The 19,472-nt window shown below is 62.5% G+C and carries 14 protein-coding genes; 4 read left to right on the top strand and 10 right to left on the bottom strand.

The window, feature by feature from the left end; genetic code table 11:
* Positions 1-46: 46 nt before the first annotated feature.
* The gene (locus AC1RRJ_RS09990; RefSeq protein WP_493122143.1) at positions 47-340 is read right to left on the bottom strand and encodes a hypothetical protein; all 294 of its coding nucleotides are present in this window, start codon (positions 338-340) and stop codon (positions 47-49) included.
* Positions 337-861: a class I SAM-dependent methyltransferase gene (locus tag AC1RRJ_RS09985; protein ID WP_493122141.1), complete on the bottom strand. Its 525-nt coding sequence runs from the start codon at positions 859-861 to the stop codon at positions 337-339. The genes AC1RRJ_RS09990 and AC1RRJ_RS09985 overlap by 4 nt, the downstream gene beginning before the upstream one ends.
* Before the next feature lie 638 nt (positions 862-1,499).
* Here AC1RRJ_RS09985 and AC1RRJ_RS09980 point away from each other — a divergent pair.
* Positions 1,500-1,859 carry a hypothetical protein gene (locus AC1RRJ_RS09980; protein WP_493122139.1) on the top strand — a complete coding sequence of 120 codons (360 nt, stop codon included), beginning with the start codon at positions 1,500-1,502 and terminating at the stop codon, positions 1,857-1,859.
* A gap of 354 nt (positions 1,860-2,213) precedes the next feature.
* On the opposite strand, the gene acs is transcribed toward AC1RRJ_RS09980, so the two are convergent.
* The 7 genes from acs to AC1RRJ_RS09945 all read right to left on the bottom strand — a co-directional run bounded on the left by acs (position 2,214) and on the right by AC1RRJ_RS09945 (position 14,091).
* Positions 2,214-4,148: an acetate--CoA ligase gene (gene acs / locus AC1RRJ_RS09975; RefSeq protein ID WP_493122137.1), complete on the bottom strand. Its 1,935-nt coding sequence runs from the start codon at positions 4,146-4,148 to the stop codon at positions 2,214-2,216.
* A 14-nt stretch (positions 4,149-4,162) separates the two neighbouring features.
* Positions 4,163-5,464, bottom strand: a complete 1,302-nt coding sequence (locus AC1RRJ_RS09970; RefSeq protein WP_493122135.1) for an alkaline phosphatase family protein — start codon at positions 5,462-5,464, stop codon at positions 4,163-4,165.
* A 54-nt stretch (positions 5,465-5,518) separates the two neighbouring features.
* Entirely contained in the window at positions 5,519-8,722 is a 3,204-nt protein-coding gene (locus AC1RRJ_RS09965) for a TonB-dependent receptor plug domain-containing protein (RefSeq protein ID WP_493122133.1), read from the bottom strand.
* Between the two features lie 155 nt (positions 8,723-8,877).
* The gene (locus AC1RRJ_RS09960) at positions 8,878-10,092 is read right to left on the bottom strand and encodes an MFS transporter (protein ID WP_493122131.1); all 1,215 of its coding nucleotides are present in this window, start codon (positions 10,090-10,092) and stop codon (positions 8,878-8,880) included.
* Positions 10,093-10,262: 170 nt separating this feature from the next.
* Positions 10,263-11,720 (bottom strand): phosphonoacetaldehyde dehydrogenase, encoded by a 1,458-nt coding sequence (gene phnY / locus AC1RRJ_RS09955; protein WP_493122129.1) that lies wholly within the window; start codon positions 11,718-11,720, stop codon positions 10,263-10,265.
* A gap of 3 nt (positions 11,721-11,723) precedes the next feature.
* Positions 11,724-12,962, bottom strand: a complete 1,239-nt coding sequence (gene phnA / locus AC1RRJ_RS09950) for a phosphonoacetate hydrolase (protein ID WP_493123030.1) — start codon at positions 12,960-12,962, stop codon at positions 11,724-11,726.
* 19 nt (positions 12,963-12,981) lie between these two features.
* Positions 12,982-14,091: a phosphonoacetaldehyde reductase gene (locus AC1RRJ_RS09945; RefSeq protein WP_493122126.1), complete on the bottom strand. Its 1,110-nt coding sequence runs from the start codon at positions 14,089-14,091 to the stop codon at positions 12,982-12,984.
* A 102-nt stretch (positions 14,092-14,193) separates the two neighbouring features.
* Here AC1RRJ_RS09945 and AC1RRJ_RS09940 point away from each other — a divergent pair, with 102 nt between their 5' ends.
* Positions 14,194-15,069 (top strand): LysR substrate-binding domain-containing protein, encoded by an 876-nt coding sequence (locus tag AC1RRJ_RS09940; RefSeq protein WP_493122124.1) that lies wholly within the window; start codon positions 14,194-14,196, stop codon positions 15,067-15,069.
* Positions 15,070-15,298: 229 nt separating this feature from the next.
* Here the strand turns inward: AC1RRJ_RS09940 and AC1RRJ_RS09935 are convergent, their stop codons facing one another.
* Positions 15,299-15,496 (bottom strand): hypothetical protein, encoded by a 198-nt coding sequence (locus AC1RRJ_RS09935; RefSeq protein ID WP_493122121.1) that lies wholly within the window; start codon positions 15,494-15,496, stop codon positions 15,299-15,301.
* A 115-nt stretch (positions 15,497-15,611) separates the two neighbouring features.
* Between AC1RRJ_RS09935 and AC1RRJ_RS09930 the strand changes: the two genes are divergently transcribed.
* Positions 15,612-17,903, top strand: a complete 2,292-nt coding sequence (locus tag AC1RRJ_RS09930; RefSeq protein ID WP_493122119.1) for a TonB-dependent receptor plug domain-containing protein — start codon at positions 15,612-15,614, stop codon at positions 17,901-17,903.
* Entirely contained in the window at positions 17,903-19,420 is a 1,518-nt protein-coding gene (locus AC1RRJ_RS09925; RefSeq protein WP_493122117.1) for an alkaline phosphatase D family protein, read from the top strand. The genes AC1RRJ_RS09930 and AC1RRJ_RS09925 overlap by 1 nt, the downstream gene beginning before the upstream one ends.
* Positions 19,421-19,472: the final 52 nt, after the last annotated feature.

Here is a 19,472-nt window from a genome sequence, read left to right as displayed (position 1 = left end):
CGGAATGGCGACGCGCCGAACAGCAATGGGAGTAAATGCTTGGGGGTCAGCGCCGGTCGCTGACCCCCGAGGACGGCGACCCCCGTCGCCGTCCCCTGATCTCCCGGATCGCCAGCACCAGATCGCGATGGCGGCTGCGCTCGACGCGCAATATCCGGAAGACGCGATCGCCCTGCACCAGCAGGAGTGCGCCGACGATCGCAAGCGGCATGCCAATCAGGACCGTGACCGCTTCATAGGTCGCGCTGCCGGGGACGAGATAACCGCCCAGAGGAATGGCATAGCCCGCCCCCATCAGCGCCAGTCCGCCAGCGCGCCATGCCCGGTTGCGCGCGTTCATGCCGCCACGCCCTGCATCGGGGCCCGGCGACACGGCGGGCCGGTGATGATGATATATCCCGCGGCCGCGACCGCTTTCGCGACCCGCGTCCGGCAACCGACTTCGCCGCACCATAATATGATGTCGGCGGGGAACTCGGCTTCTTCGGCGAGCGTCGCGACCAGATCCTGCGAATCGAATATGATGCCGATCGCCGGGTCGCTCAGTTCAGACGCCGCCGAACGCCCCCGCTCGACCAGCGCCGGAATCGCATCGATCCCGCGGGCCTCGATCGCCGTGAAGCCGAGCGCGCGGGCGTGCCGCACCGCATGGAGCAGCAGATCGCCCGATCCGCAATCGGCATCGACGATGCGCACGCTATGGCGCCCGGTCGCATGAAGATGCGCCAGTGCTTCGGCGACAGCGGGCCAGCGATCATCGTCGATTTCGGTGACCGCAACCGGTGCAATGGAACGAACCTCGCGGATGAACGCGGCTTGCCGGGCGAACCGCACTGCCGAACGCAATGATGTCCGGTTCATATCCGCGACTCCGCTATCCATTGGGCAGGCGCAGGGCTGCGCGCATATCCGGATGCGGTTTCCCATGGGGCCACGGGAGCGAAAGATATCCGAGGGACCAGCGGCGTCGTGGCGACCGCGATGCAGGCTCCTGGAAATCCGTGCCGCTCGGCACGGGCAAAGCCCATGGCGGCGGCGAAGGAAATGAACCGCCCTTCCAGTCCACCACCGCTTTCCTGAACCAGCCAATGGCCAGCCTCGTCTTGCCCTACGCTAAGGATCGTAATGCGAGAGTCGGGCTCCGGATCGGTAACCGTTGACACTTTTCTTGCTCCTGATGCCGGCGCAAATGCGCCTGTGTGCATCGGCTTCGCGCTCCTCTCCTCACGCTGTCGCGAACGGTGCCAACCGATCCGCCAAAGTTGAGAATGCTTGCGCGTTACCGCGTGCAAACAATCAAGTAGGAGGCGGCGCATAGCGTTGCGAGATCGATTTCGGCGCACCGCATAGAGATTGCGTAAGCTTTTTCGCCTTTTAGCGCCGCGCGCGCCTTCCGGGCGTATAGCTGGCCGGCGGTTGCCGACTGCATCGAACCTGACTTCTGGCTTCTGCCCTCATCTCATCTATTGGGGCAATGCTGACAAGATTTGGAGAGAGTGATGAACAATCCGTCAAAGGCGTGGGATGGGGAGCAGGTCCGAAAATGGCTGGAGCGCCGGTCCGAGGCTTCGAAGCTGGATCAGGCGGCTGCAGACAGGCGCGGGTACGAGGCACAGGACGAGTATGACAAGGCCGCCGCGGAGGAGTGGGTCTGCCGTGCACTGATAGCCGCGCATTGCACGAATGAGCAGACCGCGTTTTCCGGGCGCCTCAAGGAGCTGATCGGCCAGGAAGATTATCAAGCGACGGGCATCTATGACGATACGCGGTTCCAGCGGCATGTTCGCGGCCAGCTTCGGAAACTGGCAAAAATGACCAAGGCAAATGAAGGGTTCGAGAAGACGCTGCGCTATCAGTGAGCGCTACGCGGCGGGGCTCATCGTTTCCGGTATGCGGCCGATCAAGCTCCGCACGGGCAGCGCAGGTTCATGGCGACCATCCGCCGCGACCTTCCGTAGGCAGCGAGCCCGTCTTGCGCTCCAATCTCATCGATCGGACGGCTGTCAATGCACCGATTTCATCATTTTCCAAACGCTCGCCATCGCCAATCGGATCAACTCCCATGCCCCATTTTGGACGAAACGGCACGACGGCTTTGAAACAGATCAGTGCAAAACCAGACGTCGATTACTCGACGTCGCCTTCAATTTTCTCGGCCCGGAAACACTTTGGCAAAGGCGCGCTTGTCTACCGCGGCGTCTTTCCCTCGCTCTTCATCCGCGCCGGTTCACAACCAGATCGTCCACCACCTTCGGATCGGCAAGGGTGCTGGTATCGCCGAGGTTCGCGACGTCGCCTTCGGCTATCTTTCTGAGAATACGGCGCATGATCTTGCCCGAGCGCGTCTTGGGCAGGCCCGGTGCGAACTGCACTGCATCGGGGGTCGCGATTGGACCGATTTCGCTGCGAACCCATTTTACGAGATCGACGCGCAGCGTATCGTCGGAAATGCAGTCGGCATTGAGCGTGACATAGGCGTAAATGCCCTGCCCCTTCACATCGTGCGGCATGCCGACCACCGCGGCCTCGGCAACCTTGGGATGAAGTACGAGCGCGCTTTCGATCTCCGCCGTGCCCATGCGGTGGCCGCTGACGTTGATCACATCATCGACCCGGCCTGTAATCCAGTAGTCGCCGTCAGCATCGCGGCGGCAGCCGTCGCCGGTGAAATATTTGCCGGGGTAGGTCGTAAAATAGGTCTGGAAGAAGCGTTCATGATCGCCCCAAACGGTGCGCATCTGCCCCGGCCAGCTCCGCGCGATCACCAGATTTCCTTCAGCCGCGCCATGCAGGACCGCACCCTCGCTGTCGACGAGTTGCGGATCGACCCCGGGAAGCGGCCGGGTCGCGCTACCGGGCTTGAGGTCGGTCGCACCCGGCATCGGTGCGACCATCGCACCACCGGTCTCGGTCTGCCACCAGGTGTCGATGATCGGGCATCGGGCTTCGCCCACTATCTCATGATACCAGCGCCACGCCTCCGGGTTGATCGGCTCGCCTACCGTGCCGAGCAGTTTCAGCGACTTGCGCGAGGTTGGCGTCACATAGCCGTCACCGTCCTTCATCAGCGCGCGAAGCGCTGTGGGGGCGGTGAAGAGGGTGTGGACGTTGTGGCGATCGACCACCTGCCAGATGCGGCTGGCGTCGGGCCAGTTGGGTAGCCCCTCATACATCAGCGTCGTCGCGCCATTGGCGAGCGGGCCGTAGAGGATATAGCTGTGCCCCGTAACCCAACCGATGTCGGCGGCGCACCACCAGACGTCGCCGGGGCGATAGTCGAAGCACCACTGATGCGTCAGACTCGCCCAGAGCAGATAGCCGCCGCTGGTGTGGAGTACGCCCTTGGGCTTGCCGGTCGATCCTGACGTGTAAAGGATGAACAGCGGATCTTCGGCGCTCATCGCCTCTGCCGGGCAGTCGGCCGAAACTGTCACCACGGCCTCATGATACCAGACATCACGGCCTTCGGTCATCGCGACATCGCCGCCGGTCGCACGAACCACGATCACCGTCTCGAGCGTGGGCGCCCGCTTGGCCGCCTCGTCGACTTGGGCCTTGAGCGCGATGCGCTTGCCGCCGCGGCGGCCCTCGTCCGCTGTCACCACGATCTTGCTGTCGCAATCGGTGATGCGTCCCGCCAGCGCCTCAGGCGAGAAGCCGCCGAAGACGACCGAGTGGATCGCACCGATCCGTGCGCAGGCGAGCATTGCGAACGCCGCCTCGGGGATCATCGGCATATAGATGGTGATGCGGTCGCCCTTCCCGACGCCCTGACCCTTTAGGACATTAGCGAAGCGGCAGACCTCGCGGTGAAGTTCCAGCCAGGTGAAGCGCTTCGGCTCCTCGGCGGGATCGTCGGGCTCCCAAATGATCGCGACATCGCTGCCGCGACTGGCGAGGTGGCGATCGATGCAATTTGCGGCGACGTTAAGCGTGCCGTCGGCGAACCAGTTGATCCGGAAATCGCCCCTGTCGAACGACCAGTCGCCCGCTTTCGCCGGCGCCGTCATCCAGTCGAGCCGCTTCGCCCGCTCGAGCCAGAAAGCGTCGGGTTCCGTCATCGAGCTTTCGTACATCGTACGGTACGCCGCCGCGTCGACGGTTGCCTGCTCTTTCCACTCAGCCGGGACAGGATATACATCGGACACGCGCAGCTCTCCCGTCATTGGCCGCGGATGGGCAAGACGGGCGCCTTTGCGGCGGGAAGCGAAACCTTCAATTCTCCCGCGATCGTCGGGGCAATCTGCCGCATGTCGATCGTACCGAGGTTCTTGCCCGCGACCACCCCCGGCCCGGTGATGAAGAAGGATGAGTGCATGTCCGGACGGACATCCCGCGTCGAAAAGGCACCATGGGCGCCGCCCTTGGACGGTTTCACGAACGATCCTGTCATCGCGTTGCCCATGCGGTATCCGGGCTTGAACGCCACGACATATTCAGCCGCCGGCGGAAGCCCCCGTTTGGCATATTCATCACGGGCGTAGATGCGCTCGATCCCGTTCGCCGGATCGCGCGCCAGATTCTGCAGATATTCCAGCACGCGCTTGCCGGTCTTCTGATCCTTCCGATCCTCCAACACGACTATAGCCGAGCCGCCGATATACCAAATGAACGCCTTCCACGACGTGACCTCGGCATCGTCTCCCGCGCCGCTCAGCTTGATGAAACCCGCCTCGACCAGCGCGGCGTTCAGATTGACCTGATGCGACACCGTGTCGAAGCCGTGATCCGACACGACCGCAACGACGCTGTCGGGATAACGCTGCCGGTGCGCCGCGACGACCCGGCCGAGCGCGGTGTCGATCCGTTCCAGCGCGGCGTTGCCCTCAGCGCTAAACGGACCATGTTCATGCTGCTGATGATCGAGCGACACAAAATGGACGGTCAGCAGTTCGGGGTTCTTCTGTTCGATCAGCGCAATCGCATCGTCGGCGATCTTCTGATCATCCTCGTCATTGCCCTCGACCAGGTTGAAGTCGATGTCGGCCGCCTTCCTGGTAACGGGCCAGAAAATGCTGGCGGTCGTCAACCCCGCGCCCTTCGCCGCACCCCAAAGCGTGAGGGCCTTGATCTGCGCATAGGAGCCATAGCTTTTCGGCAGCTTCGCCGTCGGCGCGAATGGGCGGTTGTTATAGATGCCATGTTCGGCGGGCAGCACCCCGGTCACCAACGTTGCATGGTTGGGGTTGGTGACCGTCGGGTTCACATTGATCACCTGCTGCGCATAGCTGCCCTTCGTCAGGAAGCTGCGCAGCACCGGAATCTTCAGCCCATATTTGTCCGCCTGAAGAACCGCGTCGGGTCTCAGCCCGTCGATCGAGATCAGCAGAACCGGATGGCGGACCGTGACTTCGGCACTTTGCGGTGCGGTGACGGTGCCCGCTTGGGCAGCCGCCGGGCCCGCCGGCAGACTCCCCGCGAGAACGAGTGCGATCGAATATGGGATTGTCGGCCACAATTTCATGACTGGCTCCACAAATGGATGATGGCTGGACGAAGACCGCCGCGCGCGCGAAACCTAGAACCGGTGCTCGAGGCGCAGTTTGAACTGGCGACCGCGCGGATTGGCGGTGCCGACGAAAAAGCCCTCATCCTCGTCCGCGACCGGCGGCCAACTGTCGAACACATTGTTCACGCCGAAAGTGACGCGCGTATCGTCGCCGGGGCCGAAGGCATAGGTCACGCGAAAATTGTGCAGGATCGCTGGCTTCACGCGCATGTAGAAGCGCTTGATGCCATTGTCGTCAAAGGTCATGATGCTCTTCGGCCGGCCGAGCGCTTCGTAGATCGCCTCGGTCGTCGACGCCGACGTGTCGGCATAGGGACCATAATAGCTGGTGAACCAGCCCAGCGACCAGCCGCCGCTCTTCCAGTTGACCGACGCATTGCCCTTCCATTTGGCACGCTTGTTCTTGCCAAGATCGTCATTCACGATGCCGTCTTCAGCCAGTTCTTCGTCCCGCTTCAGATAATGCGTGGCTTCGGCCCTCAGGGTGAACTGGCCGAGGCCGAAGTCAGGGACGCGATATTGCAGGGCAAGATCGAGCCCCGCCAGCTTGCGCGACCCGAGGTTGATATAGTCGTTGATAAGGCTCGTGATTTCGCCAACCACAGCGCGCTTCGTCGCGTTGGTCGGCTGCGCGGCGTTATAGGCGTTAAACGCCGCAATGTCGGTTGCGGTCGGAGCACGGCGGGAAACGCGGCTGTTGCCGGCATAGCCGGCGGTACCCGAACCCAGATCGACCTGATCGATCGTCTTGCCCGACGCGAGCGCGGCCTGGGTCGCAAGGTCGAGCAGCAGCTCGTCGGTTGCCAGCACCTCGGTGTTGCCGAGCGCGGTGATCGCGTCACGCTGGTGCAGGCGCCAATAGTCGGCGGTGAAGGACAGCCCGCGAATGCCCGGGACCTCCATCACGATACCCGCCCCGAAATTCTTTGCCCGCTCGGGATTGAGCTTGTCATTGCCCTGACGGAAGGTGCGGCGCGGCGCGCTGTCATCCGCCGCCGAACCCGTGACATCCTGACGATAGGGATCCGCCGTATAATTCACGCGCAGCAACGGCGTCGTGTTGGTCTGGGCCAAGTTCGGCGCGCGGAAGGATTCATTGTACGATGCACGCAGCTTGAGCCAGGATGCCGGGCCCCAGAGGATGCTGTATTTCGGGGTCGTGCTCGCCCCGTGGATCGAGAAGCGCTCGTGACGGATCGCCGCGCCGATTTCGAGCCGGTTGAACAGGAAGAAGCTGTTGTCCTCGGTGATCAGCGGAAGCGCGACCTCGGCATAGGCCGCCTGCACATTCTGCCGCGCGTTGATATCCGAGTTGGGGCTCATCGCAATGAAGTCGTTGTCGTCTTCGCGAAGATAAGGGAAATCGGCGCCCGAGCCCGGGGGGTTGATGCCTGCAAACGGCGCCTTCCACGCGTGATATTTTTCCCATCGTGCCTCGGCGCCCGCGGCAACCTGAACACGCCCGCCGCCAAAGGGAAGCTGCCACAGTTCGCCTGCAACCTTGGCGTCCCAGACGATTATCTGTGTTTTGCCGTAGCGGTTGTCGGTGTCGTACATCGGATCGGTGACCGAGTCCGGATTGACATAGGGCTGATCGACCACGACGCGATTGTTCACCACTTTGAAGGTGACCGGGAACGGGTTGTAAGCAGTCCCATCGGTGCGGCCGAGCGCCCTGCGCAACAGCGATTCACGATAGATATTTTCTTCGGTCTCGTGGCTGTAGGCGCCGGAAATGAGCAGGCCGCTTTCCCACGACCAACTGTCACCGAACCGGCCGCGCGCGCCGGCCATCGCGCGGTAGAAGCTCGAGTTCACCTGAATATAGCGGTTTTTGGTTCCCGGCGGAATCAGGCCGGACACGATGGTGACGTCGGCCGGCGTACCCAGAATGCGTGTCGTCCCGTCGGCGTTGGGCAGACCTTGCGGGTGATAGAAGCGCGTTCCGAACGGGTTATAGGGGTTGGACGCCGGAACATAGAGCCCCGGTTCGTTGACATTTTGCATATTGGCCGCTTCACGCTGGCTGTGCGAGCGCGACCCCGAATAGATGACGTCGCCGAAGATCGTGAAATCATCGTTGAATTCATGCTCCGCGAAGAAAGCGAGGTTGAGCCGCTTGATCGCGGGGACCACCGTCCGGTTCGGCAGGCGGTTGTCATAATATTCGTCTTCGGGACTGCCGAGCGCACGCGATGGCGCCGTCTGCTTGAAGTTGACCGCACCCTCGGCGCCCGGATAAAGAAAAAAGGTGCCGTCGGTCGCGACCGTAGCCACGCCCCCGGTCGGCGAGGTCGATGTCGAAATGCCGCGGTTGCCATCGGGCCGGCCGCCGTTGAAGGTCAGATAATCCGACTGGATGAACCCGCGCCGATACTGGCCATAATGGGTGATGGTGCTGCCATTATCGAGATCATTGTCGAGCGAGAAATTGGTGCCCGTCGCCGGATTGACGATCGGCAGGCCATTCCAGGGTGCAGGCAGGTCGCGCGTGCGGCGAAGGTCCGACTGCGACCCCCATTTGCGGTCGCCGAAGAGAAGGTCGTTGCGACGGAAAAAATCGAGCGAGATTCCGAGCGACGTCTTGCCGAGCTGGAAGGTCTTCGCTGCGGTGACGCGGAACTCTTCGGCACCACCATGCTGGGTTACCGAGCTTTCCATGGCGATGCGTCCGCGATCCTTTGCCGGATTGATGATGTTGTTGATCACCCCCGCCGCGGCATCGGCGCCGTAAATCGCCGACGCGCCGTCGCGCAGCACCTCGACGCGCGAGACCAGCGCCGTAGGGACCACATTGGCATTAGGCGAGAGCGAGGGTACGCCCTGATCGGTTCCCGACAGCGGGTGCGGCGCCATCCGGCGACCGTTGATCAGAAGCAGTGTGCTGCCCGAGCCGATACCGCGCAAATCGGGAGACGACACGTCGCCGCGCGCGCCCTGCGACGCGATGGTGCCTTCATTGATTTCGGGCGGCGCCGCCGACGGCAGCGTTTCATAGAGGTCGGCCCCCGTCGAACCCCCGCGCAAATCGATGTCCGACTGGTCGATGACGGTGACAGGTAGCGCGCCTTCCTGGGTGCGGCGAAGGTTGGACCCGGTTACGACGATCTCCTCGCCCGGTGCGGCCTTGTCGCCTGCTTCCGGCGCCGTGGCATCAGCAGGCCCTGAAAGATTTTGCGCGTGTGCGGCCGAAGTTGCGGCCAACACGGCCATGATTGCGGTTCCGCATAATATCGAACGACGAGACATTGGTTTTCCCCTTCGCTTTTGAAAAATTGCATTTTTGTCGGGAAGGCGATTGCCCGTTGGCATGACTGCATCCCCTTCGGCAGCGCCGAACTTCACCTGCCCACGCGCCCCGCGGTGGCTCATCGGCGTATGAACAGCGCCACCGTCGCACTCGCCGCGCTCGCTGCCGCGACGATCAGGAACACCAGCGACGTATCGTGATGGGTATCCATGAAACCGCCGATCAGCGGCTCGCCGAGCCCGGCAAAAAGATAGGCGAAGAAGTTCATGATCCCGATTGCGGTCCCCGCCCGCTTGTGCCCGACAAGGTCGGGGCACAGCGCCCAGAAGGAGGATTGCGGGCCGTAGACAAAGAAGCCGCAGAGGAAGAGCGTGGCGAGACCGAGATACACGTCGCTGGCGGGAATTGTGTACATGAACAGCGAGGTCGCGGTGGCGAGCACCATGTAGAGAACGATCGCAAGATAGCGCTTCGACCCGAAGACATTGTCCGAGACCCAGCCGTTGGTGGCGGCACCGATTGCCATTCCTACCGGCAGAGCGACGCTGATCCACTGGGGATCGATGAAGCTGCTGGATGCAGCCGCCGTGTCGCCAGAACCGCCCAGAAAATGGACCGGCACCCAGACCAGCAAGCCGTAGCGCGCCGAGTTCTGGAAACCGATGGCAAGACCACCGAGCAACAACCGCCAGTTGGAGAGGACGGCCTTGTAGCGCGCCCACGAACTTTCGTCATCGGCAACGCCGGCATCATTGCTCTCATCAGCGTCATCGTCGGCGTGCGGCGATTCAAAGCCCATATCCTCGGGGCGTTCACGCGCGATCAGATAGAAGGAAACACCGCCGACCAGCATCAGCAGCACCGGCAGACGGAAAATCCAGCGCCAGTCGAGCTGCAACACATGGACCACGACAATCGAGGTGACGAAGGAGAGGACCGACGCCATGCCGGCCGCGAACACATAGAAACCGAAAACCTTGCCGCGCTCATGCTTGCCGAACCAGTTCGACAACAACCGGCTGCCCGGCGCCCAGCCCATCGCCTGAAAATAGCCGTTGAGCCCCCACAGCGCGCCGAGGCTGAGAACGCCGGTCGCGAAGCTCGCGGCCCAGTTCGCCATGCAGGACAGGATCGCGCCCGCACTCATCACACGGCGTCCACCAAATTTGTCGCCGAGATTGCCGTTGATCGCCTGCCCGATGGCATAGCACCACAAAAGCGCGGCACTGACCCAGCCTAGCGTTTCCTTCGAAACCCCGAATTCGGCCTGGATGCCGGGAATGGCGAAACCGAAAGTCTGCCTTCCCGTATAAAAGAACAAATAGCAAAACATTGCCGCAAAAAGCATACGATGCTGCGCTTTACGAAATAATAATTTACTATCTGCCGAGTTACGGAGATTCGTAACACCTTGCTGAACTATGTTCATTTGCATCAATCCCGTAAACAGGCACTTTATGTGCTCTCTATTTAGTGATTCTTGTAAAACTTTTATGACAGTTATTAAATATTCCAGGGCAAAGACCATGTTCGGACATTGGTGAAGCCCTTCATGGCTTCGACGACACCCTCCTTGTCACCCAACCCCGAATCCTTGATCCCGCCAAAGGGGGACATTTCGATCCGGTAACCAGGGACTTCCCAGACGTTGACGGTGCCGACCTCAAGCTCGGCGACGAAGCGCGAGATATAATCGAGACGGTTGGTGCAGACCCCCGACGACAGGCCATAGGCGGTCGAATTCGATACGCGGATCACCTCCGAAATATCATTCGGGCAGCGGATGATCGGGATCACCGGTCCGAACGTCTCTTCCAGCACCAGTTCGCAGTCGTACGGCACATGGTCGACCACGGTCGGGGCGAACAGCGCACCCTGTCGCGGAGCGCCGTGCAGGATATTCGCACCGTGGGCGACCGCATCATTGACCCGGTTTTCGAACAGGATCGCCGATCGCTCGTTGATCACCGTGCCGACGTCAGTCGCCGGGTCCATCGGGTCGCCGCATTTCAGCTTTTTTGCCTTCTCGGTGACCAGCGCCGAAAATTCGTCGGCGATGCTTTCGACCGCGAGGATGCGTTTGACGGCGGTGCAGCGCTGGCCGGAATTTTTGGTCGCCCCGGCGACCGCAAGCTCAGCCGCCTTGGCGAGGTCGGCGTCTTCCATGACGATCAGCGGATCATTGCCGCCCAGCTCCAGCACGATGCGCTTGTAACCCGCCGTGTTGGCGATGTGCTTGCCGACGCGCACCGATCCGGTGAAGGTCACCAGGTCGGCGTCTGGATCGGTGATCATCGCATCGCCCATCGTCGCCGGATTGCCCGTGACGACCGACAGCATTTCGGGCGGCAGCCCGGCTTCGTACAGCACATCGGCCAGCGCCAGCGCGGTGAGCGGGGTCAGTTCGGTCGGTTTCAGCACGACGCGATTGTTCGTCGCGATCGCAGGCGCCAGCTTGTGGCTCACCATGTTGAGCGGATGGTTGAACGGCGTGATCGCCGACACCACACCCAGCAACGGCACGCGCGTCGTGAAGATCTTGCGCTCCTTGCCCATCGGCGAGATGTCGCAGGCGTAAATCTCGCCATCATCCTTAATCGTCAGCTGTGCCGCGAACGACCATACGTCATAGGCGCGGCTCGCCTCGTACAGCCCGTCCTTCCAGCACAGCCCGGTTTCGGCGACGATCAGCCGGGCGAATTTCTCGCGGCGATCGCGCAGCAATTCGGCGGTGCGCTGCAATATCTGCTGGCGCTCATAGCGGCTGAGCGCGGGCTTGAAGGCCCTCGCCGCGCGAAATGCCTCGCGCACATGTTCGGGGCGCCCCGCAGGGACCATCCCGACCAATGAGCCGTCATAGGGGTTGCGGACCTCGATCGCGTCATCGGTCTGAACGAGCTTGCCCGCGATCCGCATCGATTCAAGCCGGACAGGCTGGCTGGGGGTGGCGTGGATGTTCATGGCTCAGCGCACCAAGTTCAGTGCGATGTCGAACGCATCGAAATTGCGCAGGACGCGGCCGGGCGCGATGTCGGTGGCGCGGTTCGAGATCAGCGGGACATTCTGCTCGGTCAGCCCGCCATGGCTGCGCAGCGGTTCGGTGAGCCCCGAAAAATCGTGCCGCGCGGCGGTCGTGCCCAGCACCTTGTGGCGATCGCAGATGACGACGACATCGCCGATGCGGTCGATCGGCAATTCGAAGCGTGCTCCGGCCTCCACCGCATCAATCGCGACCGTAATGCCCTCGATCGCTGCGGCTGCGTCGATCACCGATTGCACCTTGTCGGCATCGACATAGACGGTCGCGAACGACCCAAGCGCACCGTGATGCGCAACATAGGGATCGGTGATCGGCAAGATCACGCGGGCAACACCCCCACCCAGCGCTTCGTCGAGAACATCCTGAAGATAGATGACGTCCGGCTGCTGGTCGCTGTCATGCTTGTCGTTCATGCCATGGTCGGCGGTGATGACGATCGTGCAACCGGCAGCATCAAGCTCGCCGATATAGCGGTCGAACATCGCGTAAAAATCATTCGCTGCCGGTGCACCCGGCGCGGCCTTGTGCTGCACATAATCGGTCGTCGACAGATACATGATGTCGGGACGGAAGCTGTTCAGCAGCTTCACGCCCGCCGCGAAGATGAATTCGGAGAGGCCCGCCGAATAGACGTCGGGGAGCGGCAGCCCAACGAAACCGAGTACATCTTCGATGCCATTGTCAGCCTTGGTGGCCTTGTCGGCCTTTTCCGACGAAAAGGCGATCGCGGTGCCGCCACTGAAGTCCAGCCCCTTGCCGAGCAGCGTCCGCAATTTGTCCTTTGCGGTCACCACCGCAATCTTCATGCCCGCCTTCTGAAACGCAGCGAAGATCGTCGGAACGCGCAGGAATTTCGCGTCGTTCATCATCACTTCGACGCCCGCCTCGCGGTCATAGAAGAAATTGCCCGAAATCCCGTGCACCGACGGCGGCTGACCGGTGACGATCGACAGATTGTTCGGGTTGGTGAAGGTCGGGACGACCGACAGCGCGGTCCGATTGGTCCCGGTTTTGAGAATCCGGTCGAGGTTCGGCGCAACCCCCGCCTCAATCGCGCGCTCGATATAGCCGGGCTCCGATCCGTCGAGGCAGATGATAACGACCGGCCGGTCGGGGCGGCGATAGCTGCGGTCGTTGACGATGATGTCGGTGGTAATGGGCATGTTCACGGGGGTATTCTCCTCAGGCCGCGCTAGTCAGAAAGGCATCGCGGGTGCCGATAAAATTGCGTCCGCGCTCGCCATCGAGCGCGTCGTCGATCGCGGCGAGCCAGTTTTCGGGGGTGACGCCATAGTCGGTCGCCCGGGTCGATATGCCGAGATCGGTAAGGAAAGCCTCGAGCCGATCGGCACCGGCGACCAGATCGGCACCGAAAATCTGCTGGAGCGCGAGGTCGCAAACCGCATCCTGCCCGATCACGCTGCGCATCACCGCGGGCAGCATGAACGAACAGGCGATGCCGTGGACGGTGCCATGATGCAGCGTCAGATAATAGGACAGCGAATGCGCGAGCGCGGTCTTGGTATTCGAGAAGGCGAGCCCGGCGAAAAGGCTCGCCTGCGCCACCCGGGCGCGCAGTTCGATGTCGCCCAGCCGGTCGACCAGCTTGGGCAGCGCGTCGAGAAGCTCGGTCGCGGCCATAACGGCATGATTGGCCGACACCGGGTTGGCATTGACGTTCCAGATGCTTTCCAGCGCATGCGACAAGGCATCGAGGCCCGTGGCCAGCGTCAATCCGCGCGGCACCCCAAGCGATGTCTTGGGGTCGATGATCGCATGCTCGGGGTAAAGATCCGGGCGGTTCAGCGAATATTTCTTGCGGGCATCGGTGTCCCAGATCGTCGCCCACGACGTAACCTCGCTGCCGGTCCCGAAGGTCGTCGGCACCGCGATGATCGGGGCTGCTTTCACGGCCTCCCCGCTCGAACGCCCCTCAAGGATCGCCTGAACCTGCGAAAAGTCTCCGTCCGAAACCGCCAGCGCCTTCGCGGTGTCGATCACTGACCCGCCACCGAATGCGACGATGACTTCGGGCAGGGTGGCGGCGGAACCGAAGGTGCGGCAGGCGACCCGCAGGCCGTTGAAGCTGGGGTTCGCTTCAACGTCGCGCACCACGACCGCAGGGGCACCAACCCCGGCGGAGATCGCATCGACCATCTCGCCAAAATACGGATGATCATTATAGGTGACGAGGGCATAGGCGCGACCCGCAACCTTGTCCCGGATCGCCGCCACGGCGTCCTCGCAAACCGTCACCTCGACCGGATTTCCGTATTTCCACGCAGCGACCATCGGCGCCTTCCCCTTTTTCCGTGTTTTGTTCTGGGGCCATAAAAGACGAAGGCGATATGATTATCCAATTGATAGTTTTCACCACTTCTATAGAAAAAACCTATGCGATATACCCAGCTCCGATCCTTCCATGCGGTCGCCGAGGCCGAGAGCGTCACCGCTGCGGCGAACCGGCTCAACGTCAGCCAGCCGACGCTGACCACGCAGATCCGCCAGTTGGAGGAGGAATATGCGATCGAGCTGTTCGTGCGGACCGGCCGGCGGATGCGGCTCACCGACGCCGGCCGCCAGCTCCAGCAGATCACCCGCCGAATGATCGCCGACGAGGCCGATGCGCGGCATTTCCTGACCGAGAGCCGCGAACTGCGCACGGGCCGGTTGCGCGTCGGCGCGGTCGGCCCGTTTCACGCGACCGAGATGCTGGTCGCATTCCATGCCCGCTATCCCGAAATCGAAATCTCGGTGTCGGTCGGCAATTCCAATGTCGTTCTGCGCAATCTGCTCGAATTCGAATCCGACGTCGCGGTGCTCGCCTATGTCGAGGATGACGAACGGCTGTGGTTTTCACCCTATAGCCAGAACGAGATTGTCGCGTTCGGGCGCCGCGACCATCCGCTTTTCGCGCCGCACCGCGACGGCATCCGCATCGCCGAACTCCACGACGAACCGATGGTGGCGCGCGAGCATGGATCGAACACCCGCCGCGCCTGCGACGAAGCGATGGCCAAGGCGGACGTCCGGCCAAAGATCGTGATGGAGATCGGAAGCCGCGAGGCCGTGCGGGAGGCAGTGGCGAGCGGGGTCGGCTTTGGCTTCGTCTCCAGCGCCGAATATATCGGCGACGAACGCATCAGGAGCTTGCCCGTCATCGATGCAGAAATCTTCAACCACGCACACATCGTGTGTCGCCAAGATCGAGTGCAGTCGCGATTGATATCCGCATTTCTTGACGTCACGCGCACACTACGCGGCCCGTAAACCCGCTCCGCGCGAGGCGACGACGTTCCGGTTTCCGTTCGAATCTCCGGATATGATCCAGCCATCTGATTCTATCAATGACGCCAGATCAACCGTCTCGCAACACCCCGCCAAGCCCAACGCGCCTTCGACGTAGTCGAACCACCACCATCAACATATGCCCGCGGTCTGTGACTATAGTAAAATAACAATAATTGTACATCGTTGAAAATAGAAATATCAAAAGCAATCAGTGAAATACGACCAATTCGATATCGCACGCAGGGCAGGAAATGGCCGACAGCTGGCCGGATTCTCTGGATATCGGAGTGATTAAAGCTACCACCCGCAAAGCAGGCTCGACGCGACCAAGATTCAAGCCCCAAAAGAGGATACCACCTTTTTCTTTTCCGAAATCATTGAATGATCTGCCATCGACGCGCGCCATATTCGGATAAGGCTGCAGCGTTGCCGCGCACGCAACAACTGTTGCCGACAGAGCGATACCGACCCCTGTTCGATCGAAGCTAGAGGCCCCCGGACCGAAGCATCCGGGGGTAATCATGATTCGTATATTGCTGCTGACCACTGCCGCATTTTCCGCGTTCGCAGCGCACGGCCAGGAAACAGGCCCGGAGGTATCGAGCGGTGACGATATCGTGGTGACGGGTACGCGTACCGAAGGGCGCGCTGCGCTGGAATCTTCGGCGCCGATCGATGTCGTAACGGGCGAGGAGATACTCGACAGCGGCTTTCCGGATATCGGGCGCGCCCTCAACTTCCTCGAGCCCGGGGTGAATTTCGCCCGCGCGGCAACCACGGCGAGCGCAGCGAACACGCGGCCCGTCACATTGCGCGGCCTATCGCCCGACCAGACGCTGGTGCTGGTCAATGGCAAGCGCTGGCATGCCAATGCCGTGCTCAACGTCAACAACAGCGTCGGCCGCGGATCGGCAGGCGTCGATCTCGACACGATCCCGCAAAGCGCCATCCAGCGGATCGAGGTGCTCCGCGACGGCGCGGCAGCGCAATATGGATCGGACGCGATCGCCGGCGTCGTCAACATCATCCTCAAATCCAACGCATCGGGCGGCTATGGCGAATTGCTTGCCGGCATCACGGAAGAAGGCGACGGCGCGAACGCGATGGCCACGGCCAGCGCCGGTTTTGGCCTCGGCGACGGCGGCCATCTGACGCTGACCGTCCTCGCGCGCGGGCAGGAGGCGACCAACCGGGCCTTCGTCGACCGGCGTTTCAACCGCGTGACCTATCGCATCGGCGACCCTGAGGCGAGCGTCGCCAATTTCGCCTTCGATGCCGGCTTGCCGCTCGGCACGGCGGAGCTTTATGCCTTCGGCGCGGTCACCCGGAAGATTTCGAACAATGCCGCCGGGTTTCGCGTACCGGGCTTTTCCCCGCTCTATCCCGACGGCTTCCTTCCGATCATCGAACCGCACATCCAGGATGTCGGCGGGACCGTTGGTGTGCGGACCGAATTCGGCCGGCTGCGCGCCGATATGAGCTATGGTTATGGCGAGAATCAGGCCGACTTCCGCGTGTATGACACCGCCAATGTCTCGCTGGGGCGGGCAAGCCCGACGACTTTTGACTCGGGCGGCGTGACCTATGCCCAACATGTCGGCGACCTCGCCTTGTCACTCCCCCTCGATGGCGTGCTCGCGGGCGGCAATATCGCGGGGGGCGGGCAGTACCGGCGCGAAAGCTACAGCATCCGCAGCGGCGAGCCGCAGGCCTACTTCGGCCTGGGCGCCGACGGCTTCGCGGGTTTCAATCCGCGCAATCCAACCGACGCCCGCCGCGACGCCTATGCCGGCTATTTCGATGTCGAACTGCGGCCGGTCGCGGCGCTGCTGCTGGGCGGGGCGGTGCGCTATGACCATTATGACGATTTCGGCGGCAAAGCCACGTGGCGCGCGACGGCGCGGCTCGACGCCGCCGAAGGCATCGCGCTGCGCGGCACCCTCGGCACCGGGTTCAAGGCACCGTCGCTTCAACAGCAATATTTCAGCGCGGTGCAGGGCGCGACGAGCCAGGGCCAGCTTGTCACCGTCGGCACGCTGCCCGTTTCCGATCCGGTGGCGCGCGCGCTGGGGGCCAACGACCTCAAACCCGAACGCTCGCGCAACGCCACGGTCGGCGTCGTGTTTGGACCGTTCGACGGTTTTTCCTTCACGGCCGACTGGTTCCGCATCCGCATTCGCGACCGGATCGCGCTCAGCGAGCAACTCGGCGGCGCGGCGGTGCAAGCGGTGCTGAAACAGGCCGGAATAACCGGTTTTCAGCAGGTGCGCTTCTTCACCAATGCGGTCGACACCACCACCCAGGGGGTCGAAGTGACCGCGCGCTGGCAGGGCGATCTTGGCCCCGAAACGCACGCATCGGTCCAACTCGGCTATGGCTGGTTCAACTCGAAACTCGACACGCTGCGCGCAAATCCGGCGCTGCCGTCGCTGCCGCTGCTCAGCACCAAATCCATCCTGTTCCTCACCGAGGCGCAGCCGCGCAACAAATTCACCGTACAGGCGAGCCTTGAGCATGGGCCATTTGACCTGCGCGCCAATATCGCGGCCTTCGGCACCTATACGTCAGCGCCGCTGACCGGGGTGCAGACCTTTGGCGGTAAGGAGACGATAGACCTTGCCGCGGGCTATACGCTTGCGGACGGCGTCCGCTTCGTGCTCGGCGTACAAAATATGTTCGATGCCCATTCCGACGAGATCGATGGACAAGAACTGGTCATCGGCGCGACGGGCGGCAGCTTCCCGACCGGCGAAGAAACGCCGATCGGGCTCAACGGGCGCGCCTATTATGCACGCCTGACGGCGCGCTTCTGATGCTCGGGCGGCGACAGTTGCTCCAGCGCGCGGCGGCGCTCGCCGCGACGCAGTTCCTCGTTGGCCCGCTGTATGCCCGCCCGGCGGCAGGTCGCGCGCGGACTGCGGTCGACCCGTTTGCACTGGGCGTCGCGTCGGGCGAACCCGCGGCGGACGGCTTCGTGCTCTGGACACGGATCGCGGGACTGAACGAGGATCGGCTGGTCGGTTACGAGATCGCCGAAGACGAAGGCTTTCGTCGCATCGCCCGGCGGGGAAACGCCCTTGCCGCGCTAGCGCGCGGCGGGGCTGTGCACCTCGAAGCACGCGGACTGAAGGCAGGCCGCCGCTATTATTATCGTTTCCATTTCGCCGGCTCCGTCAGCCGGACCGGGACGGTGGCGACCATCGCCGCAACGCCCGCGCGGTTGCGGCTGGCCCTCACCTCGTGCCAGCATTGGGAACATGGCTGGTTCACCGCCTATCGCGACATGATCGCGAATGATGTCGAGGCCGTGCTGCAGGTCGGCGATTATATCTATGAGCGCTCCTTCGGTGGCGGACCGAATGTGCGAAGCTTTGGCGCACCCGATCCGCAGACGCTCGATGATTATCGTGCGCGCCATGCCCTTTACCGCAGCGATCCCGATCTTGCCGCAGCGCATGCAGCGATGCCGTTCCTGGTGAGCTGGGACGATCATGAGGTCGAGAACGACTATTTTGCCGATCGGGCCGGCTACACCGGCGACCCGCAAGCTTTCGTTCGCCGCCGCGCCGCCGCCTATCGCGCCTATTTCGAACATATGCCGCTCCGCCCCTCGGTGCTCCGTCCCGATGGCGAGGTACGGCTTTATCGCAGCATCAATTGGGGCGACCTAGCTGCGCTGCACATTCTCGACACGCGCCAGTATCGCACGCCAAGCGCCTGCGTCGCACATGATCAGGCAGCGGACGGCCCAATCGCCCGATGCGCACATGTTGGCAAGGACAATGGATCGATGCTCGGGCCCGCGCAGGAGGCATGGTTTGAGCGGGCGGCCGCAGCGCGGCCAGCGCGCTGGTCGCTGGTAACCCAGCAAACCCTGTTTTCGCGGCTCGTGCTGCCCGCAGGCCCCGATTCACTCTATTCGCAGTTCTGGGATGGCTATGCAGCGTCGCGCACGCGGCTGCTCGATGCCCTGGATACTGCAAAAACGCGTAATCCCGTCATCCTCGGCGGCGACGTGCATTCCTTCTGGCTAAATGATGTGAAGCGCGACTTTGCGCGGACCGATGGCGCGACGGTTGCCACCGAAATCGTCACCAGTTGCCTCGCTTCGCACGGCGGGCCCGAGGCATTGTTCGGACCCGCACCGGCGCTAAACCCGCATGTGCGGTTCCGCGACAATGCGAACGCCGGCTATGTCCTGCTCGACATTCAAAGCGATCGCATCGAAGGCAGCCTGCGTGCCGTTTCCAGTCTCGCAGATCCGCAAGCCACGTGCCAGGCATTGTGCAGCTTCGCGATCGAGGATCGCCGCCCCGGCGCGTTGATTTAGCGCGTTCTTCCACACTGCACGGGCTTCGCAGCCTGTGTCGCATAAATGTGAC

Source organism: Sphingopyxis sp. GW821-FHT12C06 (assembly GCF_058807415.1).
Note: the sequence above shows the minus strand (reverse complement) of the source record. Positions and strands in the feature narration are given on the sequence as shown.

Coding starts and splice junctions, on each gene's coding strand:
- AC1RRJ_RS09990 (WP_493122143.1), bottom strand. CDS start 340: ATGAACGCGCGCAACCGGGCATGGCGCGCTGGCGGACTGGCGCTGATG.
- AC1RRJ_RS09985 (WP_493122141.1), bottom strand. CDS start 861: ATGAACCGGACATCATTGCGTTCGGCAGTGCGGTTCGCCCGGCAAGCC.
- AC1RRJ_RS09980 (WP_493122139.1), top strand. CDS start 1,500: ATGAACAATCCGTCAAAGGCGTGGGATGGGGAGCAGGTCCGAAAATGG.
- AC1RRJ_RS09970 (WP_493122135.1), bottom strand. CDS start 5,464: ATGAAATTGTGGCCGACAATCCCATATTCGATCGCACTCGTTCTCGCG.
- AC1RRJ_RS09965 (WP_493122133.1), bottom strand. CDS start 8,722: ATGGCCGTGTTGGCCGCAACTTCGGCCGCACACGCGCAAAATCTTTCA.
- AC1RRJ_RS09960 (WP_493122131.1), bottom strand. CDS start 10,092: ATGTTTTGCTATTTGTTCTTTTATACGGGAAGGCAGACTTTCGGTTTC.
- phnY (WP_493122129.1), bottom strand. CDS start 11,720: ATGAACATCCACGCCACCCCCAGCCAGCCTGTCCGGCTTGAATCGATG.
- phnA (WP_493123030.1), bottom strand. CDS start 12,962: ATGCCCATTACCACCGACATCATCGTCAACGACCGCAGCTATCGCCGC.
- AC1RRJ_RS09945 (WP_493122126.1), bottom strand. CDS start 14,091: ATGGTCGCTGCGTGGAAATACGGAAATCCGGTCGAGGTGACGGTTTGC.
- AC1RRJ_RS09940 (WP_493122124.1), top strand. CDS start 14,194: ATGCGATATACCCAGCTCCGATCCTTCCATGCGGTCGCCGAGGCCGAG.
- AC1RRJ_RS09935 (WP_493122121.1), bottom strand. CDS start 15,496: ATGGCGCGCGTCGATGGCAGATCATTCAATGATTTCGGAAAAGAAAAA.
- AC1RRJ_RS09930 (WP_493122119.1), top strand. CDS start 15,612: ATGATTCGTATATTGCTGCTGACCACTGCCGCATTTTCCGCGTTCGCA.
- AC1RRJ_RS09925 (WP_493122117.1), top strand. CDS start 17,903: ATGCTCGGGCGGCGACAGTTGCTCCAGCGCGCGGCGGCGCTCGCCGCG.